The organism is Streptomyces sp. NBC_01474 (assembly GCF_035918215.1).
In the GTDB taxonomy this organism is placed as follows: Bacteria; Actinomycetota; Actinomycetes; order Streptomycetales; family Streptomycetaceae; genus Streptomyces; species Streptomyces aureus.
In genome coordinates this window covers 1,407,463-1,433,213 of sequence record NZ_CP109449.1, presented here as the reverse complement: position 1 = coordinate 1,433,213, position 25,751 = coordinate 1,407,463, and the positions used below count along the sequence as shown (strand labels likewise).

24 protein-coding genes and 2 pseudogenes are annotated in these 25,751 nt (G+C 71.1%); 15 read left to right on the top strand and 11 right to left on the bottom strand.

Features of this window, described 5'->3' with window-relative positions; translation table 11 throughout:
- Window positions 1–50 precede the first annotated feature (50 nt).
- Window positions 51–986: an SDR family oxidoreductase gene (locus tag OG758_RS06855; RefSeq protein WP_326709130.1), complete on the bottom strand. Its 936-nt coding sequence runs from the start codon at window positions 984–986 to the stop codon at window positions 51–53.
- Between the two features lie 183 nt (window positions 987–1,169).
- Between OG758_RS06855 and OG758_RS06850 the strand changes: the two genes are divergently transcribed.
- The 9 genes and pseudogenes from OG758_RS06850 to galE all read left to right on the top strand — a co-directional run bounded on the left by OG758_RS06850 (window position 1,170) and on the right by galE (window position 9,231).
- The gene (locus tag OG758_RS06850) at window positions 1,170–2,144 is read left to right on the top strand and encodes an NADPH:quinone oxidoreductase family protein (RefSeq protein ID WP_326709129.1); all 975 of its coding nucleotides are present in this window, start codon (window positions 1,170–1,172) and stop codon (window positions 2,142–2,144) included.
- Window positions 2,141–3,328, top strand: a complete 1,188-nt coding sequence (locus OG758_RS06845; protein WP_326709128.1) for an acyl-CoA dehydrogenase family protein — start codon at window positions 2,141–2,143, stop codon at window positions 3,326–3,328. The genes OG758_RS06850 and OG758_RS06845 overlap by 4 nt, the downstream gene beginning before the upstream one ends.
- Complete coding sequence (locus OG758_RS06840; protein ID WP_326709127.1) at window positions 3,325–4,416, top strand: acyl-CoA dehydrogenase family protein; 1,092 nt, start codon at window positions 3,325–3,327, stop codon at window positions 4,414–4,416. Before OG758_RS06845 ends, OG758_RS06840 begins: the two co-directional genes overlap by 4 nt.
- A gap of 105 nt (window positions 4,417–4,521) precedes the next feature.
- A pseudogene (locus OG758_RS06835) lies at window positions 4,522–4,803 on the top strand (ABC transporter substrate-binding protein); the annotation flags it as partial.
- Window positions 4,804–5,030: 227 nt separating this feature from the next.
- Window positions 5,031–5,150: pseudogene (locus tag OG758_RS06830) on the top strand (ABC transporter ATP-binding protein); the annotation flags it as partial.
- A 164-nt stretch (window positions 5,151–5,314) separates the two neighbouring features.
- Entirely contained in the window at window positions 5,315–6,172 is an 858-nt protein-coding gene (locus OG758_RS06825; RefSeq protein WP_326709126.1) for a phosphatidylinositol-specific phospholipase C/glycerophosphodiester phosphodiesterase family protein, read from the top strand.
- Window positions 6,173–6,288: 116 nt separating this feature from the next.
- A complete protein-coding gene (locus tag OG758_RS06820; protein ID WP_266556035.1) occupies window positions 6,289–6,483 on the top strand; it encodes a hypothetical protein in 195 nt (64 codons plus the stop codon).
- Window positions 6,484–6,583: 100 nt separating this feature from the next.
- The gene (locus tag OG758_RS06815; RefSeq protein ID WP_326709125.1) at window positions 6,584–8,155 is read left to right on the top strand and encodes a hypothetical protein; all 1,572 of its coding nucleotides are present in this window, start codon (window positions 6,584–6,586) and stop codon (window positions 8,153–8,155) included.
- Window positions 8,156–8,235: 80 nt separating this feature from the next.
- Complete coding sequence (galE, locus tag OG758_RS06810) at window positions 8,236–9,231, top strand: UDP-glucose 4-epimerase GalE (protein WP_326709124.1); 996 nt, start codon at window positions 8,236–8,238, stop codon at window positions 9,229–9,231.
- Between the two features lie 10 nt (window positions 9,232–9,241).
- Here galE and OG758_RS06805 read toward each other — a convergent pair whose 3' ends face one another.
- The 5 genes from OG758_RS06805 to OG758_RS06785 all read right to left on the bottom strand — a co-directional run bounded on the left by OG758_RS06805 (window position 9,242) and on the right by OG758_RS06785 (window position 13,574).
- Window positions 9,242–10,474 carry a phosphodiester glycosidase family protein gene (locus OG758_RS06805; RefSeq protein WP_326709123.1) on the bottom strand — a complete coding sequence of 411 codons (1,233 nt, stop codon included), beginning with the start codon at window positions 10,472–10,474 and terminating at the stop codon, window positions 9,242–9,244.
- A gap of 74 nt (window positions 10,475–10,548) precedes the next feature.
- Window positions 10,549–10,908, bottom strand: coding sequence for a DUF779 domain-containing protein (locus OG758_RS06800; protein WP_326709122.1), 360 nt, complete (start codon window positions 10,906–10,908; stop codon window positions 10,549–10,551).
- A 92-nt stretch (window positions 10,909–11,000) separates the two neighbouring features.
- Complete coding sequence (locus tag OG758_RS06795; protein ID WP_326709121.1) at window positions 11,001–11,816, bottom strand: dienelactone hydrolase family protein; 816 nt, start codon at window positions 11,814–11,816, stop codon at window positions 11,001–11,003.
- 51 nt (window positions 11,817–11,867) lie between these two features.
- Window positions 11,868–12,425, bottom strand: coding sequence for a hypothetical protein (locus tag OG758_RS06790; protein WP_326709120.1), 558 nt, complete (start codon window positions 12,423–12,425; stop codon window positions 11,868–11,870).
- Between the two features lie 129 nt (window positions 12,426–12,554).
- On the bottom strand, window positions 12,555–13,574 hold the full coding sequence (locus tag OG758_RS06785) for an AraC family transcriptional regulator (RefSeq protein WP_326709119.1): 1,020 nt from the start codon (window positions 13,572–13,574) through the stop codon (window positions 12,555–12,557).
- A gap of 70 nt (window positions 13,575–13,644) precedes the next feature.
- On the opposite strand from OG758_RS06785, the gene OG758_RS06780 reads away from it, so the two are divergent.
- Window positions 13,645–15,210: a flavin-containing monooxygenase gene (locus OG758_RS06780; RefSeq protein ID WP_326709118.1), complete on the top strand. Its 1,566-nt coding sequence runs from the start codon at window positions 13,645–13,647 to the stop codon at window positions 15,208–15,210.
- Window positions 15,211–15,284: 74 nt separating this feature from the next.
- Here the strand turns inward: OG758_RS06780 and OG758_RS06775 are convergent, their stop codons facing one another.
- Window positions 15,285–16,649 carry a pyridoxal phosphate-dependent decarboxylase family protein gene (locus OG758_RS06775; RefSeq protein WP_326709117.1) on the bottom strand — a complete coding sequence of 455 codons (1,365 nt, stop codon included), beginning with the start codon at window positions 16,647–16,649 and terminating at the stop codon, window positions 15,285–15,287.
- A gap of 155 nt (window positions 16,650–16,804) precedes the next feature.
- Complete coding sequence (locus OG758_RS06770) at window positions 16,805–17,566, bottom strand: FadR/GntR family transcriptional regulator (RefSeq protein ID WP_326709116.1); 762 nt, start codon at window positions 17,564–17,566, stop codon at window positions 16,805–16,807.
- Window positions 17,567–17,734: 168 nt separating this feature from the next.
- Here OG758_RS06770 and OG758_RS06765 point away from each other — a divergent pair, with 168 nt between their 5' ends.
- Both OG758_RS06765 and OG758_RS06760 read left to right on the top strand, forming a co-directional pair.
- Window positions 17,735–19,105: an MFS transporter gene (locus OG758_RS06765; RefSeq protein WP_326709115.1), complete on the top strand. Its 1,371-nt coding sequence runs from the start codon at window positions 17,735–17,737 to the stop codon at window positions 19,103–19,105.
- 264 nt (window positions 19,106–19,369) lie between these two features.
- A complete protein-coding gene (locus OG758_RS06760; protein ID WP_326709114.1) occupies window positions 19,370–20,527 on the top strand; it encodes an RNA-guided endonuclease InsQ/TnpB family protein in 1,158 nt (385 codons plus the stop codon).
- Window positions 20,528–20,600: 73 nt separating this feature from the next.
- Here the strand turns inward: OG758_RS06760 and OG758_RS06755 are convergent, their stop codons facing one another.
- Window positions 20,601–21,308 (bottom strand): GntR family transcriptional regulator, encoded by a 708-nt coding sequence (locus OG758_RS06755; RefSeq protein ID WP_326709113.1) that lies wholly within the window; start codon window positions 21,306–21,308, stop codon window positions 20,601–20,603.
- A gap of 216 nt (window positions 21,309–21,524) precedes the next feature.
- On the opposite strand from OG758_RS06755, the gene OG758_RS06750 reads away from it, so the two are divergent.
- The 3 genes from OG758_RS06750 to OG758_RS06740 all read left to right on the top strand — a co-directional run bounded on the left by OG758_RS06750 (window position 21,525) and on the right by OG758_RS06740 (window position 25,070).
- Window positions 21,525–22,841, top strand: coding sequence for an amidohydrolase family protein (locus OG758_RS06750; protein ID WP_326709112.1), 1,317 nt, complete (start codon window positions 21,525–21,527; stop codon window positions 22,839–22,841).
- Complete coding sequence (locus OG758_RS06745) at window positions 22,838–24,340, top strand: APC family permease (RefSeq protein WP_326709111.1); 1,503 nt, start codon at window positions 22,838–22,840, stop codon at window positions 24,338–24,340. Before OG758_RS06750 ends, OG758_RS06745 begins: the two co-directional genes overlap by 4 nt.
- Before the next feature lie 151 nt (window positions 24,341–24,491).
- The gene (locus tag OG758_RS06740; RefSeq protein ID WP_326715831.1) at window positions 24,492–25,070 is read left to right on the top strand and encodes a dihydrofolate reductase family protein; all 579 of its coding nucleotides are present in this window, start codon (window positions 24,492–24,494) and stop codon (window positions 25,068–25,070) included.
- A 1-nt stretch (window position 25,071) separates the two neighbouring features.
- On the opposite strand, the gene OG758_RS06735 is transcribed toward OG758_RS06740, so the two are convergent.
- Together OG758_RS06735 and OG758_RS06730 are read right to left on the bottom strand one after the other, a co-directional pair.
- Entirely contained in the window at window positions 25,072–25,311 is a 240-nt protein-coding gene (locus OG758_RS06735; protein WP_326709110.1) for a hypothetical protein, read from the bottom strand.
- A gap of 5 nt (window positions 25,312–25,316) precedes the next feature.
- Complete coding sequence (locus OG758_RS06730; protein ID WP_326709109.1) at window positions 25,317–25,715, bottom strand: thioesterase family protein; 399 nt, start codon at window positions 25,713–25,715, stop codon at window positions 25,317–25,319.
- Window positions 25,716–25,751: the final 36 nt, after the last annotated feature.

Here is a 25,751-nt window from a genome sequence, read left to right as displayed (position 1 = left end):
ACGGGAAGTAGGGCTAGGACGGGATGTAGAGCTGGCTTGAGGGCAGCCCTTCACGGTCCCTCCCGGAACGGCCCCTTCCCCATCTGTTCCCGCACGGTCACCACGGGCGGGCTCACCAGTCCGCGCCGCTGCCAGTTCGCCCCGTCCACGACGAGTGTGTGGCCGCTGATGAAGCGGGCGTAGGGGGAGGCGAGGAAGGTGGCGGCCCAGCCCAGCTCGCGGGGCGCGCCGACGCGCAGGGCGGGCTGCTGGGCGTCATGCTCACCGTGACCCGCCTCCAGGCTGAGGTTGGCGCGGATGTCCCCCGTCATGTCCTCGTGCGGCATGAGGCCCGGCACGAGTCCGTTGACCTGGATCCCGTACGGGCCCCACTCCACGGCCAGCGTCTCCACCAGGTTCTTCACACCCGCCTTGGCCGCCGCGCTGTGGGCGAAGCCCGGGCCGCCCGTCCACGCGTAGGAGGCGCCGACGGCGATCACCGCGCCCGGCGTGCCGGCCGCGAGGTGTCTGCGGCCGAACTCGCGGGTCATGTAGAAGGTGCCGTTGAGGGTGATGTCGACGACGGTGCGCCAGGCGTTCGGGCTCATGTCCTCCGCGGGTACGGGGAAGTTGGCGGCCGCGTTGTTGACGAGGACGTCGGGGGCCCGCCCGTGGGCAGCCTCCGCCGCGTCGAAGACCTCGGCGATGCGGTCAGGGTCCCTGATGTCGCAGACGGCGGCCGTCACCGTGCCGCCGTCACGGCTCACGCGCGCCAGTTCCTCCAGTGCGGGCTCCAGGTGTGCGGCCCTGCGGCTCACGATGATCACGTCCGCGCCGAGCCGCGCGAACTCGGAGGCGACGGCCTTCCCGAGTCCGGTCCCGCCACCGGTGACCAGGACCAGGCTTCCCCGGTACGTTCCCTGGGGGAGCGCCGTCGTGCCGGCCGGGGGAGGGGCGGGCAGCCCCCGCGGGGCCGTCGGGCGGGCGGGGCCGGTCGAGTCCGTCATGCGGTATCGATACCGCGCGGACGCCGAAAGCTCCATGCCCGCGACGTTGCCTGCGACATCGTCGGGGCCAAGCCCGCGACGGCGTGCGCGAAAAAGGGTCCCCGGCCTGTTCCCAGATATCCAAGCGACCGCTTAGTATGCGAGCGAGCCCGGTAAGACGAAGCAGTCCCGTGGAGGCCCCGCATGCAGGCATGGCAAGTGCACCGGAACGGCGAGCCGAGCGAGGTGATGGAGCTCGCCGACGTCGAGCGGCCCGTCCCCGGGGACGGGCAGGTCCTGCTCAGGGTGCGCGCGGCGAACATCAACTTCCCGGACGCGCTGATGTGCCGGGGCCAGTACCAGGTGCGTCCGCCGATGCCGTTCACGCCCGGCGTGGAGATCTGCGGCGAGACCGAGGACGGCCGGCGCGTCCTGGCCAACCCCGCGCTGCCGCACGGCGGCTTCGCCGAGTACGCCGTGGCGGACGCCGCCGCCCTGCTGCCCGCGCCCGACACGCTCGACGACGCCGAGGCCGCGGCCCTGCACATCGGCTACCAGACCGGCTGGTTCGGCCTGCACCGCAGGGCGCACCTCCAGGCGGGCGAGACGCTCCTCGTACACGCGGCGGCCGGCGGCGTCGGCAGCGCCGCAGTCCAGCTCGGAAAGGCCGCCGGCGCCACCGTCATCGGCGTCGTCGGGGGCGAGGGGAAGGCGAAGGCGGCCCGCGACCTCGGCTGCGACGTCGTCATCGACCGCCGCGCGCAGGACGTCATCGCCGCCGTGAAGGAGGCCACCGGCGGCCGGGGCGCCGACGTCATCTACGACCCGGTCGGCGGCGAGGCGTACACGCAGTCCACGAAGGTCGTCGCCTTCGAGGGCCGGATCGTCGTCGTCGGGTTCGCGAGCGGCACGATCCCCAGCCCCGCCCTCAATCACGCCCTGGTGAAGAACTACGCGATCCTCGGCCTGCACTGGGGCCTGTACAACACCAAGGACCCGAAGCTGGTCGCCCACTGCCACGAGCAGCTCACCGAGCTCGCGGCGCGCGGCGCGATCAAGCCGCTGATCAGTGAGCGCGTGCCGCTGAGCGGCGCGGCAGCGGCCGTGCAGCGCGTCGCGGACGGCGTCACCACCGGCCGCGTCGCCGTGGTGCCCGGGCGCGAGGGGGCGGGCGCATGACCGACGCCGCCGAACTGCGCCGCCGCACCCAGGAGTTGCTGGCCGCGTATCCGCCCGCGACCACGGACCGTACCGACTTCCTGAAGGCCCGCTTCGACGCCGGTCTTTCGTGGGTGCACTACCCGCGGGGCCTCGGCGGGCTCGGTCTGCCGCGCTCGCTCCAGGCCGTCGTGGACGCCGAACTCGCCGCGGCGGACGCCCCGGACAACGATCCGCGTCGCATCGGCATCGGCCTCGGCATGGCCGCCCCGACGGTGCTCGGCTTCGGCACCGACGAGCAGAAGCAGCGCTTCCTGCGCCCGCTGTGGATCGGCGAGGAGGTGTGGTGCCAGCTGTTCAGCGAGCCCGGCGCTGGCTCCGATCTCGCGGCACTCGGCACCCGCGCCGTGCGCGACGAGGCCACCGGCGACTGGGTGATCAACGGCCAGAAGGTGTGGACGTCCGGCGCCCACACCGCCCGCTGGGCCATCCTCATCGCCCGTACCGACCCGGACGTGCCCAAGCACCGCGGCATCACGTACTTCATCTGTGACATGACCGATCCCGGTGTCGAAGTGCGGCCGCTGCGCCAGATCACCGGCGAGGCCGAGTTCAACGAGGTGTTCCTCACCGACGTGCGCATCCCGGACGCACACCGCCTCGGCGAGATCGGCGACGGCTGGAAGGTCGCGCAGACCACGCTGATGAACGAGCGTGTGTCGATCGGCGGCTCCCGCATCCCGCGCGAGGGCGGCATGATCTCCGCGGTCGCGAAGACGTGGCGCGAGCGCCCCGAGCTGCGCACCCACGATCTGCACCAGCGGCTCCTGAAGGTGTGGGTCGAGGCCGAGGTCGCCCGCCTCACCGGCGAGCGCCTGCGCCAGCAGCTGGCCGCGGGTCAGCCCGGCCCCGAGGGCTCCGGCATGAAGCTCGGCTTCGCCCGGCTCAACCAGGAGATCAGCGGCCTGGAGATCGAACTCCTCGGCGAGGAGGGCCTGTTGTACGGCGACTGGACCATGCGCCGGCCTGCCGTCGTGGACTTCCTGGCCCGTGACGCCGGATACCGCTATCTGCGCGCCAAGGGCAACAGCATCGAGGGCGGGACGAGCGAGGTCCTGCTCAACATCGTCGCCGAACGCGTCCTCGGGCTGCCGTCCGAGCCGCGCACCGACAAGGACGTCGCCTGGAAGGACCTCGCGCGATGAGCGATCTGCTGTACACGGAGGAGGAAGAGGCGCTGCGGTCCGCCGTGCGCGGCCTCCTCACCGCCCACTGCGACGCCGCGTCGGTGCTCGCCCGGGTCGAGACGGACGAGCCGCACGACCGTGCGCTGTGGAAGTCGCTCGCCGAGGGGATGGGGCTCGCGGGCCTGCTGATCCCCGAGGAGCTCGGCGGGCAGGGCGCGACGCACCGTGAAGTGGCCGTGGTCCTGGAGGAGTTGGGGCGCTGCGTCGCCGCCGTTCCCTATCTCGCCAGCGCTGTCGTCGCGACCGAGGCGCTCCTCGACTGCGCGGGCGACGAGGCTTCCGCGCTGCTCGGCGCGCTCGCGTCGGGCCGCACGGTGGGCGTGCTCGCCGTGCCCCTGCCGGCCGCGCCCGGTCAGGCCTTCAGCGGCGTACGCGAGGAGGGTAGCCGGCTGGAGGGGCGGGTCACCGGCGTGGCCGACGCGGCGGCGGCCGATGTGCTCCTGGTGCCGACGAGCAGTGGTCTGTACGCGGTCGACGTGACCGATGACGGCGTCACTGTCGAGGCGCGGACGTCCCTCGACCCCACCCGGCCCGTGGCCACAGTGATCTTCGCCGGTGCACGCGCGCGTGTGCTGACCGACAACGCCGTTCCGGCCGTCCGCCGCGCGCTGCGGGCCGGAGCGGGGCTTCTCGCGTCCGAGCAACTCGGCCTCGCCGAGTGGTGCTTGACCGAAACGGTCCGCTACACGCGTGAGCGCCACCAGTTCAACCGGCCCGTCGGCTCGTTCCAGGCGCTCAAGCACCGGCTCGCCCAGGTGTGGCTGGAGGTCGTCGGCGTCCGCGCCGCGGCGCGCAGCGCGGCGGACACCCTCGCCGCCGGGAGCGACGACGCCGATGTCGCGGTGGCCGTCGCCCAGGCGTACGCCGGACCCGCGGCCGTCCATGCGGCGGAGGAGGCGCTCCAGTTGCACGGCGGCATCGGCATGACCTGGGAGCACCCCGTCCACCTCTACCTCAAGCGGGCCAAGGCCGACTCGATCGCCCTGGGTTCCGCGGGCAGGCACCGGGAGGAGCTGGCCGAGCTGGTCGACCTCCGGGCGCCCTGACACCGGGCCTGACGCCCGGCCTGACACCGGGTTTTACCTTCCCTTGACGAGAGGGCATTATTGCGACTCATTCGCAATAAGAGTTCATCTTCAATAGGGGCGGGCATGGTGGTCAGGCCGGCACGAGGTGCGACAGCGGTGGCGGCGGTCGCCGCAGCGGCGGTCGCCGCATTGTCGGTGACCGCCGCGGCCTGTTCGGCGCCCGGCGGCTCGGGCGGGGGCGGCAAGGGGCGGGCAGGGTCGAGTGCGGTCGTGGGCATCGTTTACGAACCGGACATGCTCAGCCCGCTCCTGGGCTAAGGCAAGGACGGCAACTCCAAGATCTTCGACGGGCTGCTCACCCACGACGCGCACATGGAGCTGAAGCCCGCGCTCGCCGCCGCGCTCGGCAGGGCCGGCTCGACGCGGTGGCGCAAGGCCACCGGGGAGCCGGTCGTCTTCCGCCCGGAGGCGGCCCAGCCCTTCGACGACCGCTGCCTGTCCTGGCAGTACGACGCCCGCACGGTCCCTGTAGACCCTGGAGGGGCGCCTCAAAGGACTGCGCTACACATGGCCTGGTACGACAACGCGAAGGTCGACAAGGCACTCGACGCGGCCCGCAGGACCGACGACCGCGACAGGCGCGAGGGCGCGCGGGACTGCTGGCCGTGGGTCACGACCGGCGCCTGCTGGAGCGCTGGTGCGGCCGGACGGTGGAGTGGGACGCGCTGGGCCCCGCCGGAGACGGCAGATGAGCGAGGACAGGGCCGGCCCCCGCCCGGCAGCCCGCCGTTCACCCTGAGCAGGCAGGTGAACGCGGCATGCAGGTCCGGCCAACTCCCTCCCCGGGCATGCCCATTGACACCTACGGGACCTCATACTCGCTGAGGCCCCGTACGGCACTCCCCGGGAGGAACGCATGCCCCACCTCACCCGCCGCAGAGCCCTCACCACCCTCGCCGCGGCGGTCACCGCGACCGTCGCCGTGCCCGGGTACGCGCAGGCGACCGAGCGGGGACGCGGCCCCCGACCCCTGCTGCGCGCCCACGCGCACAACGACTACGAGCACCCCCGGCCTCTCCTCGACGCCCTCGACCACCGCTTCGCCAGCGTCGAGGCGGACATCTACCTCGTCGAAGGTCAGCTCCTCGTCTCCCATGACCCGGTCGACCTCGACCCGAAGCGCACCCTCGCGGCGCTCTACCTGGAACCGCTGGCAGCCCGCGTCGGGGCCAACCACGGCTCCGTGTACCGGGGTTACCGCACACCGCTCCAGCTCCTCGTCGACATCAAGACCGAGGGCGCGGCCACCTACCTCGAACTCGACCGCCAACTGCGCGGCTACCGCCACCTGTTCACCACATTCGCGCACGGCTGGGTCCGCACCGGCGCGGTGACCGCCGTGATCTCCGGGGACCGCGCCGCCCGCGAGCCCATGGAGCAGCAGCGGGTGCGCAGCGCGTTCTACGACGGCCGCCTCACCGACCTCGGCGGCGCCGCGCCCGCCTCCTTCGCCCCGCTCATCAGTGACAACTGGGCGAACAACTTCACCTGGCAGGGCGCGGGACCCATCCCGGCCGCCGAGCGCGAGAAGCTGCGCTCCCTCGTGTCGGCCGCCCACCAGGAGGGCCGCCGCGTCCGTTTCTGGGCCACGCCCGACGTGGCGGGACCGGAGCGCGACGCGGTGTGGGGCGAACTGCTCGCCGCCGGCGCGGACCACCTCAACACGGACGACCTCGCGGGGCTCGAAGCGTTCCTCGACGCCCACGAGAAGTAGGCGTCCACCGCCACATCACCCGTTCGGCGGACACGTCACTCGCCCGGGCGCAGCCTCCGCTACGCCACACTTGCGGCCGAAAGCCGCGGTGTTGGCGTGGCGGAGGAGGTTCGGCGATGTCCCTGTCGATTTCGGTCGTGCTGCTGCTTCTGATCCTGGCGGTGGTCTTCCTGCGCAACGGCGCGATGAAGATCTCGCACGCGATGGTCTGCGTGCTGCTGGGATTCCTGCTGGCCGGCACGAGTATGGCGCCCACGCTGCAGAACGGCCTGACGGCGACGGCGGGGATCGTGAGCGGCCTGCATCCGTGATCGTTCCACGGCCATCCACGCGGTGAGTGATCGTTTCGTGTTCATGAACAACACCCTTATGTGCATGGACACTTCAAGGGTGTGGCCCTAGCTTCGCGCCATGACGAGCAGAGCCTTGAGCCGTGCCCTCGCCCTGACCATGACGATCGCCGCGGCCGGGGTCGCGTACCCCGCGCAGGCCGACGACATCCCCAAGGCGCCCGGTCACCGGCTCGTCGAGCAGTACGCGGGCGCACCCGCCGAGGCGCGTCCCGTGCCGGGGCAGGCGCCGCCGCAGCACCCGTATCTCGCGGCGAACGGCCGCAGCGGCATGCACGCGGACGCGGCCGGCAGCGGCACGTACCCCTGGAGCGGACCGCTGGGGAACACGCCGACGGCGAGCAGCGAGAAGATGGCCGCGCTCGGCGGCGAATGCGCCACGGTGACCTTCGACAAGGACGGCCGCATCGTCACCGTCTGCGGTACCTTCACCGGCTTCCTCGTGAAACTGCTCGACCCGCGCACCCTCAAGACCCTCGCCGAGTACAAGCTCCCGCAGCGCCCGTCCACCGTCGAGGCCATCACCCGGCTCGACTTCTCGAAGATCTTCAAGGACACCTCGGGCGGCGCCTACTCGTACCTCGACAACGAGGACCGGCTCGTCCTCGCCGACTCCCGACATCACATCATCAGACTCGCACACGAGCAGGCGGCGGACGGTAGTTGGAACTTCCGCGTGACCGACGACTGGGACCTGACGGGACAGGTGCCGCACGACTGCGTGAGCTGGACGAACCTCTACCCGAGCGGCACGTGCGACCCGGTGACCTCGGTGATGCCCGACTGGCAGGGTCGCATCTGGTGGGTGACACGGCAGGGGCGCGTCGGCACGGTCGATCCGGCCGACGGCACCATCAAGTCCGTCCAGCTGCCGGGGGAGGAGATCCAGAACTCCTTCTCCGTGGCGAAGGACGGCGTCTCGATCGTCTCCGACCATGCGCTCTACAGCTTCGAAGCGGCGGCGGACGGCACTCCCAAGGCCGTGTGGCGCCAGTCGTACGACCGCGGCACGGGCACCAAGCCCGGCTCGGTGAACCAGGGTTCGGGCACCACGCCCGACCTGTTCGGCGCGGGCGAGGACTACGTCGCGATCACCGACAACGCGGACGACCGCATGAACATCCTGGTCTACCGCCGAGGCCGCGACGTCCCCGACGACCGGCGTCTCGTCTGCAAGGTCCCCGTCTTCGGCTCCGGCGCCTCCACGACCGACAACTCCCTGATCAGCTACGGCAGCAGCCTCGTCGTCGAGAACAACTACGGCTACGAGAACATCACCTCGCTCACCTTCGGGCGTTCCGTGGTCGGCGGGGTCACCCGCGTCGACGTGCGCAAGGACGGCTCGGGCTGCGACACGCTGTGGGAGAGCAAGGACCGTTCCCCCTCCACGGTCCCCAAACTCTCCACCGCGAACGGCCTTCTGTACTTCTATACGAAGGACCCCAACTCCCTGGGCATAGACGCCTGGTACCTCACGGCGGTCGACTTCCGCACGGGCGAGCCCCGCTGGAAGCAACTGGCGGGCACGGGAATCGCCTACGACAACAACTGGGCCCCGGTCACACTCGGTCCGGACGGCACGGCGTACGTGGGAGTCTTCAATGGATTGGTGGCGGTACGAGACGGTAAATGAAAGGCGCGGCGCGCTCCGAGTAGGCTTCTCTCAACAGAATCCAACAGAACCGAACGCATCGGTCGACGGAGGAGCTCGCTGTGAAGGTATTGATCGCCGGAGGCGCCGGATTCATCGGAAGCACGATCGCCTCGGCCTGCCTGGACACCGGGATCACCCCGGTCATCCTCGACAGCCTGGTGACGGGGAGGCGGGAGTTCACCGAAGGGCGCGTGTTCTACGAGGGTGACATCGCGGACGGCACGCTCGTGGACCGCGTCTTCGCCGAGCATCCCGACATCGACGCGGTCATCCAGTGCGCGGCCCTGATCGTGGTGCCGGACTCCGTCGCGGATCCGGTGGGCTACTACGAGGCGAACGTGGCGAAGAGCCTCGACTTCGTCGGCCATCTCCTGCGCAACGACTGCCCCCGCATGATCTTCAGCTCCTCCGCCTCGATCTACCGCGCGAACGACGACCTGACCGTGGACGAGGAGTCCGCCGTCGAGCCGCTGAGCCCCTACGCCCGCACCAAGGCGGTGTGCGAGGCGATGTTCGCCGACATCGCCGCCACCCGGCCCCTCCGCGTACTGTCCCTGCGCTACTTCAACCCGATCGGCGCCGACCCCAAGATGCGCACGGGCCTGCAACTGCCGCGCCCCAGCCATGCCCTGGGCCAGATGATCCTGGCCCAGGGGGACGGCGTGCCGTTCCGGGTCACCGGCACCGACTACCCGACCCGCGACGGCTCCGGGATCCGGGACTACGTGCACGTCTGGGACCTGGCCGCCGCCCATGTGGCCGCCCTGCGGACCTTCGACACCCTCCTCGCCGGGGCGACCACGTCCACCGCCGTCAACCTCGGCACCGGCACGGGCACCACCGTGCGTGAACTCCTCGACGCCTTCAACAGCGTGACGGACGCGCCGATCGCCTCCGTCGACACCGCGCGCCGGCCCGGTGACGTCGTGGGGGCCTATACGCGCAGCGACCGGGCGAAGGAACTGCTCGGGTGGCAGCCGCGGTACTCGGTCGCCGACGGCATCCGTGACTCCCTTCGGTGGGCGGCGCTCCGGGGCGAGGTCCTGGCCGGGTAGGGCGCGGCGGTCAGGGACGTGAGAAGACGCCGATCCCGTTCGCGACGGCCCGCTCCGGGGTGTCCGTCGGGTGGTTCCTCACGGTGGTCGTCGCGGCGCCCGGGTCCCTCGTGGCCAAGGTCGACGAGCCGCCGCCGTCCAGGCTGAAGGCGTCGTCCGCGCCCAAGTTGCGCATCGCGTCGGCGACTTCCGCGATGGTCAGGCCTGTGCGGTACTGCGGGGCGCCGTCGAGGGCCAGGAGGTACAGGCGGCGGCCGTCGGCCGTGGCGCCCGCGGCGGTGCGGACCGCGGCCGTCTTGGCGTCCAGGCCGGGCAGTGGTGCGCCGTCCCGCAGTACGGGGTAGCCGCCGACCGCGAACTGGTAGGGAACGTGTGACGTCGCCGCCACCAGGCGGTGCGTGATCCGGACGCGGTCGCCCTCGGACAGCTTCCGCAGCTCCTGCGCGCCCGCTTCGCGCCCGACGAGGACGGTGGTGCCGGAGGCTATGGGTCCGCTGCCGGGTGTGTCGGCCGATGACACGACGCGGCCGTGGCGCACCGTCACCTCGTACGTGTCCGTGCTGCACGGCGCGGCCCGGTTCGTGTCGGTGCCGCAGGTGGCGCGCACCCGCGACACGGCGCCCCAGCCGGAGGTGAACGCGCCGACCGAACCGACCGGCAGGGCGTACTGGTTGAGGCCGCCGAGCGGCAGCCGCCGGCCGTCGGCGCCGACCGACCCTTCGAGGGCCATGCGGTCGAGCCGGACCCGGTGGTCGACGCCCACGCCGAGCACGTCCTCGGTGGTGGTGCCGGGCGGGAGCGCGGGGCCGAAGCGCTGACCGTTCGGCACGGCGGACTTGAGCGTCCGGCCGCTCGCGACGGCCGGACCGACGGAGGCGCCGGTGGCCTCTACGCCTGGGTGCTGGGACTCGGTGATGTTGAAGAAGTCGCCGTTGACGCCGCCGACCGCGCCGCTCGCGTCGGCCAGTGAGGAGACGGTGGCCCGGGCGCCGACCGCGTCCGGGTGCAGCAGATCGATCCGCACCCGCGCGTTGCGCAGGTCGACGCTCAGCACATGGGCGTGCGTGAGGCCCTTCGCCGCGGGGATGTCGAACTCCTCGTACGTGACGCCCGGGGCTATCGCCGTGCCGCCGCCCTCCGCGCCACTGGCCGGCGCCGCCCCGGCGAGGACGGTGCCGGCCAGCGCGCCGAATGCGGCGCAGGCCGCCAGGGCCGATCTGTAGCGTCCGTCGCGATGTCTCACGTGACCCCCTGGTGTCCGCGTAACTCACCCCTGTCACAAGGGAGTTCACCAGACGCGGAGGGGCACGTCGATGGCTAGGCGTCGACCAGCCGGGAACGGATCAGGAAACGTACACCTTCGGGTGCTTCCAGGGAGAAGCCGCTGCCGCGGCCCTCGACCACGTCGACGATCAGCCGCGTGTGGCTCCACACCTCGAACTGGCTCTTCGACATCCAGAACGCGATGGGCTCCGCGACGCCCTCGACGGTCAGGGACGCGAGCCGCACATCGCTGCCGCCCGTACGGAACTCGCCCTCCGGGTAACACATGGGAGCGCTGCCGTCGCAGCACCCGCCGGACTGATGGAACATCAGCGGCCCATGGGCCGTACGCAGCCGACGCAGCAGATCGGCGGCCGCAGGGGTCAGCTCCACACGCGGGGCCTCGTCACTCACGGCGGGCTCCTTCCGTAGGACGGTGTCGCGGGGCCACAGTCAACTCCCCGCTACGTTGCAGGAAGGTTGCGCCCCGCGCCAGGCCCCGGGATCTAAGAACCCTCGGGGGTCAGCTTTTCACGCAGGAAGGTCACGACGCGTTCGCGGGCGGCGAGCGCCGGGTTGCCCGGCTCCTCGCGCACCTCCGCGGTGAGCACCGCGTGCGCGGTCTTGGCGAAGCCGCCCGCGTTGCCCGGGGACGAGTCCAGTTCGATGACCTCGAACGCGTCGCCGAGGTGCTCGCGCAGGGTGCGGAACCGCTGTTCGGGCACCGCCCTGTCCTCGCTGAAGCGCAGGCCGAGCACGCACAGGCCGGACTCCTTGGAGCGGCTGACGACCGTGTCGAACTCGGCGCGGGACAGGCCCGGGTCGACGCGCCGCGCCCCGCTGACCGGGAACGGGACCGACGGCTGGCTGAGCACGGGCGCGAGCACGACGTCGTCCACCGCGGCCGCGAGCGCGAAGCCTCCGGTGAAGCACATGCCGATGACACCGACCCCGGGACCCGGTGTGCGTGCCGCGAGATCGCGGGCCAGCGCGCGCAGATAGTCCGCGATCGGCCGGCGCGCGTTCGTGGCGAAGGCGCGGAACTCGGAGCTGACGCAGAGCCGGGCCACGACCTTGAGCGCGTAGCCGACGGACTCCTCGCGGCCCGGCTCGCCGAACGGGGACGGGATCGCGACCGTGAACCCCTGCGCCACCAGATGGTCGGCCAGGCCGAGCACGGCGGGCGTGATGCCGGGGATCTCCGGGATCAGTACGACACCGGGACCACTGCCTTTCTCGTACACGTCGTAGGTCAGCCCGGCGCCCGTGAACGGTGCCTTCTGCCAGCCGGTGAGATCAGAGGTCGGTGCCGATCCGGTCACGACGCTTCTCCTTGGACTCCAGTGAGCAACGAGCGGGCGTGGCCCACGATCTCACGCGGCGAACGCCGAGATCTTGAGTGTGTCCGAAAGGACCTGCCACACCGCCAGGGCGAACAGCCCGCTCACCATGCCGCAGCCGTTGGTGCATGTCGTCGCCTCGTCGTACCAGGCGCGCACGGTCAGGAAATGCATGCCGAGGGTCCGCGAGAAGGAGAACCGGATGTGGAGACCGTCCCCGAGGCTGTGTCCCGGCAGCGTGGTGATCTGGAAGTAGGTATTCCCCACGCGCTCGACGGACACGGGATTGTCGCCCACCAGCGAACACCGGTCGCCCTGCCGGACCGCCCCCCGGCAGCCGGTGCCGGCCACGGGGAACAGCCAGAAGTGGTCCGTGAGCTGGGCCCGGATGTCGTGCGGGGTGGTGAACGGATGCAGCCCGAGGCTGAAGTTGTACTCGTACAGCCAGTTCACCCCGGCGCACGGGTAGGCGTCCGTGCCGCATTCCGCGGGGCGGCTCTCGGCGTGGGCGACGGGTGCCTTCGGCCCGGCGACGAGGACGCTCCCCAGCACGACCGCCAGTGCGGCCCGCGCCCATGTGAGACGCCGCATGCGCACTCCCTACGTCCTCACGGCCGAACCGTCCTCGTAAAGCACCATAAGCGGGACGGAGCGGGGGTGGGCGGCGCAGTGGGTCAGTCGGCCCAAGGCTCGCTTCGGCCGGTCGCGTCCAAGGCCCGCTCACTGGTCCGTCGGTTGTCCCTGCCGGCCCAGGCGAATGGCGCGGGGTGTGGCGCCCCACCAGCGGCGGCAGCAGCGGTTGAGGGCCGACTGCTCGGAGAGGCCGAGGAGCAGGGCGACCTGCCCGAGGGGGAGGTCGGTGCCGGTGAGGTAGCGGTGGGCGGCGGTGCGGCGCTCCTCGTCGATGACCTCGGCGAACGTCGTGCCCGCGGCGCGCAGCCGCCGCTGGAGGGTCCGCGGATGGACATTGAGCAGGCCGGCGACGGCCCCGATCCCGGGCGACGACGTGCCGAGCGACTGCTCGACGACGGCCCGGACGCTGCCCACGACGTCCGCCGGCTCCTTCGGCAGTTGCTCGTCGAGGTAGGCGAGCGCGAGGTGGCGCAGATGTGAGTTGCTGCCGCCGAGCGACCGGTTGGCCAGGCTCAGGGGGACGCGCAGCAGCGCCGCGGGGCGGTCGGCCTTGACGGGTACGCCGAAGAAGTCCTCGTACACGGACAGCGGGGCGAGCAGGGGGTGGGGGAGTTCCACGGAGCCCAGTCCGTACGGGCCGACCAGATATCCGATGGCGCGGTGGATGAAGCCGAGGGAGAGGTCGATGCCCTGCGGTGGTGCCACGACCCCCTCGCGCACGCCGTAGCGCAGCGCGGCCATTCCCGGAGTGCCGTACGGATCGGGTTCGAGGCTGAGGTTCACCGAGCGGGCGTGGACGAAGAGGTAGCGGGTCGTGCATTCCAGGGCGTCGCCGAGGGTGTCGGAGTTCTGGATGGCGAGGGCCAGGGCGCCGAGCATCCCCAGGTCCTGCCGGGCGGCGATGCGCAGCCCGAGGTCGGCGCAGCCGAGGTCCGCGGCGGCGAGTTCGAGCACTGTCGCCATCGCCTCCTCCGGCACCAGGAGGTCGTCCACGTCGAGCGCGGCCGGTGGGCAACCGGCCTGCCGGGCGTACGAGTCGGCGTCACCGCCGAGCTCCGCCACCGTGGCGCGAAATCCGCGCAGCGCCGCCGATCTGATCACGGACATGTCGTCCAGGGTCAAAGATCTGTCGTCCCAGGTCAATTCCTGAGGCGTGTGCTTCCCGACACTGGGAAACATGACGCACACCGCAGACTCCAGCACCGCCGGCTCCGGGGCCCCGGCCGAGCACATCGACGTGGTGATCGTGGGCGCCGGCCTGTCCGGTGTCGGCGCCGCGTACCGGCTTCAGACCGAGTGCCCGGAACGCTCGTACGCGATCGTCGAGGCGCGGCAGTCCATGGGCGGGACCTGGGACCTGTTCCGCTACCCGGGCGTGCGCTCGGACTCCGACATGTTCACGCTGGGCTACCCGTTCAAGCCCTGGCGCGACCGCAAGGTGCTCGCCGACGGCGGGTCGATCCTGAGCTACATCAAGGAGACGGCGGCCGAGTTCGGCATCGACCGCCGGATCCGCTACGGCACCAAGGTGCTCGCCGCCGACTGGTCCACTCGGGCGGCCCGCTGGACCGTGACGCTGGAGCGCACCGACGAGGACGGCCACCGCACGCTGTCCACCGTCACCTGCGACTTCCTCTACTCCTGCGCGGGCTACTACGACTACGACAAGGGGCACACCCCCGAGTTCGAGGGCGCCGACTCCTTCTCCGGCACGGTCGTGCACCCGCAGTTCTGGCCCGAGGACCTGGACCACGCGGGCAAGCGCGTCGTCGTCATCGGCAGCGGCGCCACCGCCGTCACGCTGGTCCCCGCGATGACGCGGAGCGCCGCCCACGTCACCATGCTCCAGCGCTCCCCGACCTGGATCAGCTCGCTGCCCTCGCGCGACAGACTCGCCGACGGGATCCGCGCCGTCCTGCCCGCGGGAGCGGCCCACCGGGTGGTGCGCAGCAAGAACATCCTGTTCACCATCGGCGTCTACCAGTTCTGCCGGCGCAGCCCGAAGGTGGCACGGCGCGTGCTCACCGGGCTCAACAAGCGCATCGTCAAGGACGACCGGCTGGTCGACGAGCACCTCACGCCGTCGTACGACCCGTGGGACCAGCGGCTGTGCGCGGTGCCCGACGCGGACCTGTTCAAGGCCCTCAGGTCGGGCGACGCCGACATCGTCACCGACCACATCGACCGCTTCGTCCCCGAAGGCATCCGCCTGAAGTCGGGGCGCGTCGTGGAGGCCGACATCATCGTGTCCGCGACCGGACTCAAGCTCCTCGCCTTCGGCGGCATCGCGCCCCGTGTCGACGGTGAACCCGTCCCCCTGAACCGGCAGTTCGTGTGGCGCGGCGCGATGATGACCGGCGTCCCCAACTTCGCGGTGTGCATCGGCTACACCAACGCCTCCTGGACGCTGCGCGCCGACCTCACGTCCCGGCTGGTGTGCAAGGTGCTCAACCACATGCGCCGCCACGACTACGCGGCGGTGGAGCCGAGGCCGACGGGCGCCCTGAACGAGCGCCCCCTGCTCGACCTCGCCTCCGGATACGTGCAGCGCTCCATCGACGCGTTCCCCCGGCAGGGCGACCGCAGCCCGTGGAAGGTCCGGCAGAACTACGTGCTCGACGCCGCGTCGACCATGCGCACCAACCTGCACCGGACGCTGGCCCCCACCCCGGCGTCCACGGTCCGCGTGGCCCGCAGCCGCATGGGCAAGGAGCCGGTCGAGGCGGCGACGCCGGCAGGGTGACGCGTCGCTGTCCACGTGCCGACCCCTGTACGGCACGGTGACGCGCCCCGCCGTCGTGCGGCCTCGCGCTCGAACTACCCCTCGTCGACGAGCGAGTCGAGGATCGTGCGGACGGTCTCCTCGGTGATGTCCGGGTGGAGGAAGGCGAGGCGGGCGACCGTCTCGCCCTCCCAGACGCTCGGGGTGACGAAGGCGGTCCCCGACGCGAGCAGCCTCTTGGACCAGGCGTAGTAGTCCTCCGGCTGCCAGCCGGTGCGACGCACGAGGACCACCGTCAACTCGGGCTCGCGCAGGAGCTCCAGACCCTCGGTCCGCTCGACGAGGCGGGCGGTGCGACGGGCGATGTCGGCGCCCCGGGCGACGGCGTCGCGGTAGGCGTCGGTGCCGTGCACGGCCAGCGAGAACCACAGCGGCAGACCGCGGGGGCGGCGTGTGAGGTGGTACGCGTAGTCGCTCGGGTTCCACTCGGTCTCGTCCGCCCCGTGGATGGCGTCGAGATACGAGGCGTCCTGGGTGTGGACCGCGCGGGCCAGCTTCGGGTCGCGGTAGAGCAGCGCGCCGCAGTCGAAGGGCGCGAACATCCACTTGTGCGGGTCGACGACGAGTGAGTCGGCGTGCTCGATGCCGCGCAGCCGCTCGCGCAGCTCCGGTACGAACAGCGCCGCGCCGCCGTACGCGGCGTCGATGTGCAGCCACAGGTCACGGGTGCGGGTCTGCTCGGCGACACCCTCGAGGTCGTCGATGATGCCGGCGTTGGTGGTGCCCGCGGTCGCCACGACGGCGACGACGGGCGCGCCGCCGTCCCGCTCGGCGGCGTCCAGCGCGGTGTGCAGGGCCTCGCCCGTGAGGCGGTGGTCGGAGGTGGGCACGACGAGGGGCTCGACGCCGAGGATGCGCAGCGTGTTGCCGACCGAGGAGTGGACCTGGTCGCTGACCGCGATGCGGACCGGTGCGCGCTCGTCCAGGCCGCGCCGGTGGCGGCCGGTGTCCCGGGCGACGACGAGGGCGGAGAGGTTGCCGGCGGAGCCGCCGCTCACGAAGCAGCCGCCGGCGGCTGCGGGCAGCCCGGCCAGGTCGGCGAACAGCCGCAGCACCTGGTTCTCCGCCGCGACCGCGCCGGACGCCTCCAGCCAGGAGACGCCGTGCAGCGAGGACGCCGAGAGCACCATGTCGAACAGCGCGGCGGCCTTCGTGGGGGCGCCGGGTATGAACGCGAGGAAGGCCGGGTGGTCGCACGAGACGACCGTGGGCTCAAGGGAGTCGGTGTAGGTGCGCAGCACGTCGGCGGGGGGCTGCGGGGCGGGTCCGATCGCGTCCTTGAGCGCCAGGGTCAGTTCCTGGTGGTCGCCGAGGCGGCCGAGCGGCGGCGGGTCGAGCCGGAGTCGGTGCAGCAGGTGGTCCATGACCTGCTGAGTGAGGTCCTCGTCGTAAGAGTGCACGGGGCGTCTCTCCTGTCGCGCGCTGCGGAAATACTTTTGGGTCTCTGCTGGACCCATTTCGGAGCGTAGGCGTCGCCAGGGCGCGCGTCAATCGACGGGCGCACGGAGAACGGGTGCCGGGCCCGCCCGTGTGGGGCGCGGGGGCGCGCCCGGGGTCAGTCCTGCGCGGCGAACTGGTCGAGCAACGCCAGGAATTGGCGGTGCGAGTCGTGCAGGTGATCCCGCATCCGCGCCTCGGCCGCGTCCCCGTCGCCGGACAGCACGGCGAGCGCGATGGCCTCGTGTTCCTCCCGGAACGCGGAGCCGAAGTCCCGCTCCGCCGGATACACACGGCTCCAGTCGGAGCCGAGCCACAGCGCGTTGCCGCCCACGAACATCTCTGCGCGGGCCCGCGTCACCGCCTCCGCGAGCACCTCGTTGCCGCCGGCGGTCGCGATGCCGAGGTGGAACGCGGTGTCGCAGCGGTGGTACTCGCCGAGGTCGGCGACGTCGGTGGCGAGCATCGCCACCAGTTCGCGGCGGGCCGCGCCCGCCCCGCGCTCGGCGGCGAGGCGCGCCGCGTACGGCTCGATCGCGAGCCGGTACTCCATGTAGTCGCGCAGTGAGGCCCGGATCGTCGCGGTGATCGCGGCCCGTGAACCGTCCCCGGCGGGCCGGGCGGGCGCCACGCGGGTGCCGCCGTTGCGGCCCAATGTGGTCGTGACCAGGCCTTCGTCGGCCAGCTCACGCACCGCCTGCCTGACGGTGTTGCGCCCCACCCCGAAGGCGACGGACAGCTCCCGCTCGGTGGGCAGCCGGTCGCCCGGTCCGAAACCGCCGAGCGCGATGCGCTGCCGGAGCGCCTCGGCCACCACGGCGTGCGACGCCGCCTGGCGCGTTCCGGTCGTCCATTCGTCACGACTCTCGCTGTTGCTCACGGGCCCTCTCCCAGCTCGCGGGTCACGCGCGTCCCGTCATGTCCCGGATGGCCATGATATTGGACTTGACGCGAACCCTATTGACAGCCCCTGATGAGCGCCTTAGCGTCGCCCCCACGTTTTTGGGTCCATTGCGAGCCCAATCGTTGGCCGTGAAGGAGTACGCACATGAGCACAGTCGCAGGTGGCGCTACGGACCGGGGAGCACGGCGCCGATCCGGGCCGTGGAAAGTCGCCGGGGCCTCGATGATCGGCACCAGCGTCGAGTGGTACGACTTCGGCATCTACGCCACCGCCGCCGCGCTCGTCTTCCCCGAGCTGTTCTTCCCCGAGATGAACCGGGCACTCGGCACGCTCATGTCGTTCGCGACGCTCTTCGTGGGATCCCTCGGACGCCCGCTCGGCGCGGTCGTGTTCGGGCACATCGGCGACCGCTACGGCCGCAAGCGCGCCCTGATCTGGTCCATGACCCTCATGGGCGGCGCCACCTTCTGTATCGGCCTGCTCCCGGGCTACGCCTCCATCGGCATCGCCGCGCCGCTCCTGCTCGTCCTCATCCGCATGGTCCAGTCACTCGCGGTCGGCGGCGAGTGGGGCGGCGCCGTACTGTTCGCCGTCGAACACGCCCCGCCCCGGCGCCGGGCGTTCTTCGGCTCCTTCCCCCAAGTCGGCGACGGGGTCGGCTACTTCATGTCGACCGGCGTCTTCGCCCTGGCGGCACTGGCGGGCCACGACGCGCTCGTCGGCTGGGCCTGGCGCCTGCCCTTCCTGCTGTCCGCCGTCCTGGTGCTGGTCGGCCTCGTGATCCGCAGCTCCATGGAGGAGTCGCCCGAGTTCGAGGCGGCGCGCCGGGCCGAGGCCGCCGAGGAGAAGCAGGCCGTACCGTTCGTCGCCGTCGTCCGCGACGCCTGGAAGACCTGGCTGCTCGCCTCCGGCGCCTTCCTGATCACCGTCGGCGGCTACTACGTGGTCGTCACCTTCATGTCGACCTATGCCGTCACCGAACTCGGCTTCACCGACTCGCAGGTAGCGGGTGCCGGCACGGCCGCCTCCGTCGTCGTCATCGTGTGCACCCCGCTGGCCGCGCTGGTCGCCGACCGCCTCGGGCTGCGCCGGGTGACGCTGACCGGCATTCTGCTGCACCTCGTCGTGGCCTTCCCGATGTTCTGGCTCGCCGACACCCGTTCCGTGCCCGGACTCTGGCTCGCGATGTGCCTGCCGATGCTCGCCAGCACCGTCGCGTACGCCTCCATCGGCACGCTCATATCCGGCTGGTTCGCTCCCCGGGTGCGCTACACGGGCCTCTCCATGAGCTTCCAGACGGCAGGGCTCATCGGCACGCTGGCCCCCGCGGCGGCCACCTGGCTGTTCAGCGCCGCCGGGAACTCATGGACCCCCGTCGCCATCGCCTTCGCCGCGATGGCACTGGTCAGCGCGGCCTGCCTCGCCGCGTTCCGGCAGGTGCCGGTCACGGGGTCGGAGGCCGCGGACATCGATGAGCAGGAGGCGGCGCCTCCGGCCGCCGCACCTGTCGAGTAGTGGGACCGCCCGCCCGGAACGGATCTCCCGGGCGCCTCCGGCGAGGGGGGCTGGGTTCCTGTTCGGGCGGGAGTGGTGGGAGTAGTGGGAGCGGCGAGAGCGGGTGCGCCGGGGCGAGTGCCCCGGCGCACCCCGTTGTTCAGCGGGATCTAGTGAGGATCCCGGGGCCTTCAGGCCCGGGAGGAATCACTTCTCGAAGTAGGGGTGACCTGCGCGTACGCACGGGTCTGCATTGTTGTCAGTGCCCCCGCATAGGGTTCCGGTATGAAGATTGTGGTGCAGGTGAAGCTGATGCCGGAGGCCGAACAGGCCGCCGCGCTGCGCTCCACGCTGCGCACGGTCAACGATCTGGCGTGCTGGGTGTCCCAGGTGGCGTTCGCTCGCGGCGTGCCGCGTGAGTATGAACTGCGTAAGCACACGTATCCGCACCTCAAGGCGCAAGGGCTCGGGGCGCAGGCCGCGCAGCATGTGATCAAGAAGGTGCGTGACGCGTACACCACGCTGCACGCCAACCTGCGCGCCGGAAATCTCGGCAAGCCGAAGTCGAGGCGCCGGGTCAAGGCGGAGTCCAAGCCGATCGCGTTCCGCCCCGAGGCCGCGCAGCCGTATGACGACCGGTGTCTGAGCTGGCAGTACGACCAGCACACGGTGTCCATCTGGACGATGGCCGGGCGCATCAAGAACGTCTCGTTCGTGTGCGCCGCCGACGCGCTCAAGGTGCTCAAGCAGTACCGCAAGGGCGAGTCCGACCTGATCGAGCGCGATGGCGTGTTCTACCTGATCGCCACCTGTGATGTGCCCGAGGCTGAGGCGTACGAGCCGGACGGCTTCATCGGCGTGGACCTCGGCATCGTCAACATCGCCACTACGTCCACCGGCTACCAGGCCGCCGGGCGCGGCCTGGGCCGGTACCGCAAGCGCCAGCTTGCCCTGCGGCGGAAGTTGCAGAAGAAGCGCACCAAGTCTGCCAAACGCCGGTTGAAAGAACGCTCCCGCCGTGAACAGCGGCACGTCAAGAACACCAACCACATCATCGCGAAGACGATCGTGACCGAGGCTGAACGCACCGCACACGGCATAGCCCTGGAAGAACTCAGGGGCATCCGCCGGCGGGTACGGCTTCGCAAGCCCCAACGGGTCACACTCCACTCCTGGGCCTTCGCCCAGCTCGGAGACTTCATCGTCTACAAGGCCAAGCGGGCAGGCGTGCCCCTGGTCTACGTCGATCCCGCGTACACGTCGCAGATGTGCTCGCAGTGCCGGCACATCGACAAGCGCAACCGTGTCGACCAGGGGCTTTTCATCTGCCGGGGGTGCGGGGTCGTTGCCCACGCCGACCGGAATGCTTCCCACAACATCGCCGCACGTGGCGCTGCTGTGTGGACTGCGGGGCGTGAGTCACGCGTCCCTGCCACCCCATAGCGGGTGTCTGGACGGAGGAGCCAACCCAGCAGCCAGTTGGGAACTACCTCCAAGCCCGGTCCTTAGGGCCGGGTCAAGTTGACCCCTTGTCGGAGAGTTGCGTCGCCGCGTCCGAGAAGTAGCGCAGCGCCGAGTCGCGGGTGCCCGCCACGTGGTGGCGGGCCAGCTCCTCCGCCCGGGCCGCGTCGCGGTCGTGGATCGCCTCGTACAGGCGCTCGTGCTCCCCGCACATCGGATCGCCGTCGTTGAGGTCGGAGGTCAGCCGGAAGAGCCGGCGCAGTCGCGCGTCGAGGGGTGCCATGAGTTCCTGAAGGAGCGGGTTGCCCGATGCCTCGACGATCTGCTGGTGGAAGTCCGCGTTGTGGGCCACGGCCTGGCGCAGCCGCCCCGCGTCGGAGGACTTGCGGCTGCGCTCCAACAGCCGTTTCATCGTGCGTAGTTGGGCGGTCGTGGCGTGGCGCGCGGCGAGTCCCGCCGCCAGGCCTTCGAGGTTCTCGCGGACGTCGAAGAGGTACGTCGCGTCCTGCGCGCCGAAGTCGGTGACCACGGAGCCGCGCCTGGCCTGCACGGTCAGGAACCCCTCCTGTTCGAGCCGCTGCATGGCTTCCCTCAAGGGGATGCGGGAGACACCCAGCTGGTCCGCCAGTTCGCGTTCCACCAGTCGCATGCCCGCCGGGAAGGTTCCCTCGATGATCCGCTCGCGGAGTTCCACGTAGACCCGTTCTCTCAGGGACTGGTGGGTCTCACCGATCGTGGGGCGGCGGTCAGCGCGGGTGGTCATCGAGTCCTCTTCAGTGGCGAGCGGGCGCGGCCGTGGCCGCTCCCGGGGGTGCTCCTGATCATCGCAGACCGCGGAAACAAGATCCCACAGACCATTGCCTGGTATTTGGTATACCAGTTAGCTTGTCGTTGCCCGCCGCTCACCAGCAGCGTTCCGCCGGATTCGCGACCGGCTGGTCAGTCGTGCCGGGCACCGAACGAACAGTTGGAGGAAGTCGTGTCGCATCCCGCCGACACCCCGTCGATCCCGCTCGCCCCCGAGGTCCTCAGGAACGCCACGCTGCCCGATGGCCGGCGTGCCGACATCCACCTCGCGGACGGCCGGGTCACGGCTCTGGTCGACCAGCCCGACAGGGCCGACCAGCCCGACAGGGCCGACACCGGCCGAGGGCCCGCGGCCGGTCCCGGCAGTATCGACCTCGGGGGCGCTCTCGTCCTGCCCGCGCTCGTCGACGGGCACGCCCACCTGGACAAGACACTGCTCGGCGGGCCCTGGCAGCCGCACCCCACCTCGGCCACGCTGCGCGAACACATCGCGAACGAACGGGCCCTGCGCGTCTCCACCGGCGTACCGGTGGCCGACCGGGCCACGGCCCTGGCGCACCGCATGGTGTCCCTCGGCACCGGCCATGTACGGTCGCACGTCGACATCGACCCGGACGTGCGCCTGGACGGCCTGCACGCCCTGGTCGAGGTGCGGGAGAAATTCCGCGACCGGCTGGGGATCCAGATAGTCGCCTTCCCGCAGAGCGGCGTGGTCACCGCGCCCGGCGTCGCCGACCTCCTCGACGCGGCACTCTCGGAGGGCGCCGACCTGATCGGCGGCCTCGATCCGGCAGGCTTCGACGGAGACGTGGACGGCCAGCTCGACATCGTCTTCGGCCTGGCCGAGCGCCATGGCACGGGCATCGACATCCATCTGCACGACGGAGGCGTGACCGGCACCCGGCAGCTACGGGACATCGCGGAGCGCACGGCGGCGCTCGGCATCAACGGCACCGTCACCGTCAGCCACGCCTACGCCCTCGGGGAGGTCGACGCCACCGAACTCGACCGCACCGCCACCGCCCTGGCCGCGGCCGGAGTGGCGATCATGACCAACGGTCCCCGCCACTCCATGCCGCCCGTGCTGCGCCTGCGCGACCACGGCGTCCGCGTCTTCGCCGGCTCGGACAACATCCGTGACACCTGGTGGCCCTACGGCACCGCCGACATGCTCGAACGCGCCACCATCATCGGCCTCCAGGGTGACCTGATGAGCGACGCGGAACTGTGCCACGCGGCCTCGATGATCACCGACGAGGCTGCCGCGGCACTCGGCCTCACCGGCTACGGCCTCGCCCCCGGCTGCCGCGCGGACCTCGTCGTGATCGCGGCGGGCGGCGTACCGGAAGCGGTCGCGGCCCACCCGCGGCGCTTCCTGGTCCTGCACGGCGGACGGGTCGTCGGACCCGCACCCGAGACCGACTTCCCGGACTTCCCCGCCATTTCCGTTACCGGCGGCGACGCCTTTGCCCCGCAGGGGGAGCGATGAGCATCCAGCAGTCCACAGCCGAACCCGCCGCGGGAGCCGCCGGCAGACCCGAACCCGGCGAGGCCCGGCAGGGCACCGACGGAGGTCTCTCCTCCGGACAGATCGGTACCTTCGACCTTGTCTTCTTCGTCGTCGCAGCCGCCGCACCGCTCACCGTGCTCGCCGGCGTGGCGCCCATCGCCATAGCCATCGGCGGCCCCGGCGCCCCGCTGGGCTACCTGATCTCAGGAGCACTGCTCGTCCTCTTCGCCGCGGGCTTCACGGCCATGAGCCTGTACGTCCGCAACGCCGGCGCCTTCTATGCCTACGTGGCCCGCGGCCTCGGCCGCACCCTCGGCGTCGGTATCGCCTACGTCGCCGTCGTGTCGTACAACCTCATCACACCCGGAGTCGCTGCGGCCTTCGGCTACTTCGCGGCCGGGTCGGTGCACGACGCGACCGGAGCCGACATCCCCTGGTGGGTGTTCTCCGGTATCTGTGTCCTCGCCGTCGGCGTGCTCGGCTGGCTCCGAGTGACCCTCAGCGCCAAGGTCCTCGGCGTCGCACTGATCCTCGAAGTGCTGACCCTGCTCATCATGGACGGCGGCATTCTCGGCCACCGGGGCGCGGCAGCCCTCGACGCGCACTCCTTCGACCCGAGCACGCTCGCCACCGGCGGGATCGCGGGCATGTTCGTCATCGTGATCGGCGCCTTCACGGGCTTCGAGGCCACCGCCATCTACGCGGAGGAGGCGCGTGAACCGAGCCGCACCGTCCCGCGCGCCACCTTCATCGCCATCGGATTCCTCGCCCTGTTCTACTCCGTCGGCGCGTGGCTCATCATGGGCGCGTTCGGCACGGACAAGGCGGTGGCCATGGCCCGCGCCGCGGCCGGCCCCGAACTCACCTTCAAAGCAGGCGAGTTGTACGTGGGTGCCTGGCTGTCCGACACCATGCACGCCCTCGTCATCGTCAGCGCCTTCGCGGCCACCCTCGCCTTCCACAACGCCGCTGCGCGCTACCTCTACGCCCTCGGACGCGAACGACTCCTGCCGCGACGACTGGGCGTCGTCTCCGCCCGGCACGGCTCCCCGGGCATCGCGGTGAGCGCGCAGACCGTCTTCAACCTCCTGGTGATCGTCGTCGGCGCGGCGCTGGCCGCCGACCCGTTCTCCCAGGTCCTGATCTGGACCAACAGCATCGCCGTCCTCGGCATCATGGTCATGCAGGCCCTGGCGGCCCTCGCCGTGTGGGCCTTCTTCCGCCGGGACCGGCGGGGCATGTCGGCCGCCCGGGTGGTCTGGTCCCCGCTGATCGCGTTCGCCGGTCTCGCGCTCCTCACCGTCCTGGCGGTCCTCCACTTCGACCTTCTGACTGGCGCCTCGGGGACGGTGAACGCCGTCCTCCTGGCACCCCTGCCCGTGGTCCTCGCGGCAGGCATCTACATCGCCCTGCGCATCCGGAGCCGGGACCCGCAGCGCTACGCACGGCTGACCAACATCGACGTCGAAAGGGACTGAGACCCGTGGCTCCCGGCGGTGAGGTACGCGGACGGTGCGGCCGCCCGCGTACCTCATCCGTCGGGCGATGAGTCCCGGGGGCGTGCTCGGTCCATATATGTACGAAGGCCAGAAGTCCTCGCGGCACATGTCGGAACACCTGGGAGCAGTGATGGGCGCCGTAGTGATGCACAACGTCGTTTCCGTGGACGGTTTCATCGCCGACTCGAAGGATCAGGTCGGCCCCCTTTTCGACTGGTACTCGAACGGCGACGCCGAGATCGGTGTGAACGACAAGGTGTCGGTGTCCGAGGTCTCGGCCGAGTACGTCCGGCCGATGTGGGCGGGTATCGGGGCGATGGTGATCGGGCGGCACCTGTTCGACATCACCAACGGCTGGGAGGGGTCGCCGCCGGCGGGGGAGCACGTGGTCGTGGTGTCCCACCGGCCGAGGCCTGAGGGCTGGCACCCCGAGGCGTCGTACTACTTCGTGGACGACGTGGCGCGGGCGGTCGCCAAGGCCAGGGAACTCGCGGGGGACCGCACCGTCGCTGTGGCCGCCGGCGAGGTGGGCGGGCAGGCACTCGCCCTGGGTGTGGTGGACGAGGTGGCCATGGACGTCGTGCCCGTCGTCTTCGGCTCCGGCAAACGGTACTTCGGCCCCGTCGACGCCCAGCATCTCCTCGAGGACCCCCACGTGGTGATCCAGGGCGACCGCGTACTGCACCTCCGCTACAAGGTACGCCGATAGTTCAGGAGGTGAGAACGGAAACGACCCGGTTGGTCATGTCCTCCGGCGGCGCCGGCGGGGTCTGGATGTACGCGAGAACCCGACGGAGCCGTTGATCGCGAGTGGAGAACATCCGCGTCCGCGTATGCGCGGCAGCATGTCCCGCGCCGGCCGGCAGCGCGCCCGCCGCCGCACTGCCTGCCAACAGGGACCGTCTCGAGGGGAATGTCATGACGTCGATCTTGCCGTCGGCGCCGAGCACTTCCATCAGGGAAGGCCCCCACGCTCACCCTGATTGATCCCGGAGCCCTGGGCGGACGCCCGAGCGAGGAAGCGTTGCCGGTCGACGATCGCCCGGTCGATCTCGCCCGTCGCGACCAGCTCTCCCGTACTGTCCACGGCCCGTACGAGGAAGGTGAGCCGTCGGCCTTCCGCCTCTGCGGGCGGTTCCGCGAGGACGTCGACCCAGGCACCCACCCGTGTGGCACGAAGGTGCTTGATGCGCACACCGGTTCCGACCGTCGTCCGGCCGGGCGTCGTGAAGGGAGCGGCGGCCCGCACGGTGGCCGCCTCCATCCACGCGATCAGCCACGGGGTGGCGAGAACGGGCAGGTCACCGCTTCCCACCGCCATCGCGGTATGGGCGTCGGACACCTCATGGCGCATCACACCACGCTAGCCCGAGGCCGGAGCCCCGCGCGC

Excerpts from the sequence above, each read along its gene's own strand:
- OG758_RS06855 (WP_326709130.1), bottom strand. The coding sequence starts at position 986 with ATGACGGACTCGACCGGCCCCGCCCGCCCGACGGCCCCGCGGGGGCTG.
- OG758_RS06850 (WP_326709129.1), top strand. The coding sequence starts at position 1,170 with ATGCAGGCATGGCAAGTGCACCGGAACGGCGAGCCGAGCGAGGTGATG.
- OG758_RS06845 (WP_326709128.1), top strand. The coding sequence starts at position 2,141 with ATGACCGACGCCGCCGAACTGCGCCGCCGCACCCAGGAGTTGCTGGCC.
- OG758_RS06840 (WP_326709127.1), top strand. The coding sequence starts at position 3,325 with ATGAGCGATCTGCTGTACACGGAGGAGGAAGAGGCGCTGCGGTCCGCC.
- OG758_RS06825 (WP_326709126.1), top strand. The coding sequence starts at position 5,315 with ATGCCCCACCTCACCCGCCGCAGAGCCCTCACCACCCTCGCCGCGGCG.
- OG758_RS06820 (WP_266556035.1), top strand. The coding sequence starts at position 6,289 with ATGTCCCTGTCGATTTCGGTCGTGCTGCTGCTTCTGATCCTGGCGGTG.
- OG758_RS06815 (WP_326709125.1), top strand. The coding sequence starts at position 6,584 with ATGACGAGCAGAGCCTTGAGCCGTGCCCTCGCCCTGACCATGACGATC.
- OG758_RS06790 (WP_326709120.1), bottom strand. The coding sequence starts at position 12,425 with ATGCGGCGTCTCACATGGGCGCGGGCCGCACTGGCGGTCGTGCTGGGG.
- OG758_RS06785 (WP_326709119.1), bottom strand. The coding sequence starts at position 13,574 with ATGTCCGTGATCAGATCGGCGGCGCTGCGCGGATTTCGCGCCACGGTG.
- OG758_RS06780 (WP_326709118.1), top strand. The coding sequence starts at position 13,645 with ATGACGCACACCGCAGACTCCAGCACCGCCGGCTCCGGGGCCCCGGCC.
- OG758_RS06765 (WP_326709115.1), top strand. The coding sequence starts at position 17,735 with ATGAGCACAGTCGCAGGTGGCGCTACGGACCGGGGAGCACGGCGCCGA.
- OG758_RS06760 (WP_326709114.1), top strand. The coding sequence starts at position 19,370 with ATGAAGATTGTGGTGCAGGTGAAGCTGATGCCGGAGGCCGAACAGGCC.
- OG758_RS06755 (WP_326709113.1), bottom strand. The coding sequence starts at position 21,308 with ATGACCACCCGCGCTGACCGCCGCCCCACGATCGGTGAGACCCACCAG.
- OG758_RS06745 (WP_326709111.1), top strand. The coding sequence starts at position 22,838 with ATGAGCATCCAGCAGTCCACAGCCGAACCCGCCGCGGGAGCCGCCGGC.
- OG758_RS06740 (WP_326715831.1), top strand. The coding sequence starts at position 24,492 with ATGGGCGCCGTAGTGATGCACAACGTCGTTTCCGTGGACGGTTTCATC.
- OG758_RS06730 (WP_326709109.1), bottom strand. The coding sequence starts at position 25,715 with ATGCGCCATGAGGTGTCCGACGCCCATACCGCGATGGCGGTGGGAAGC.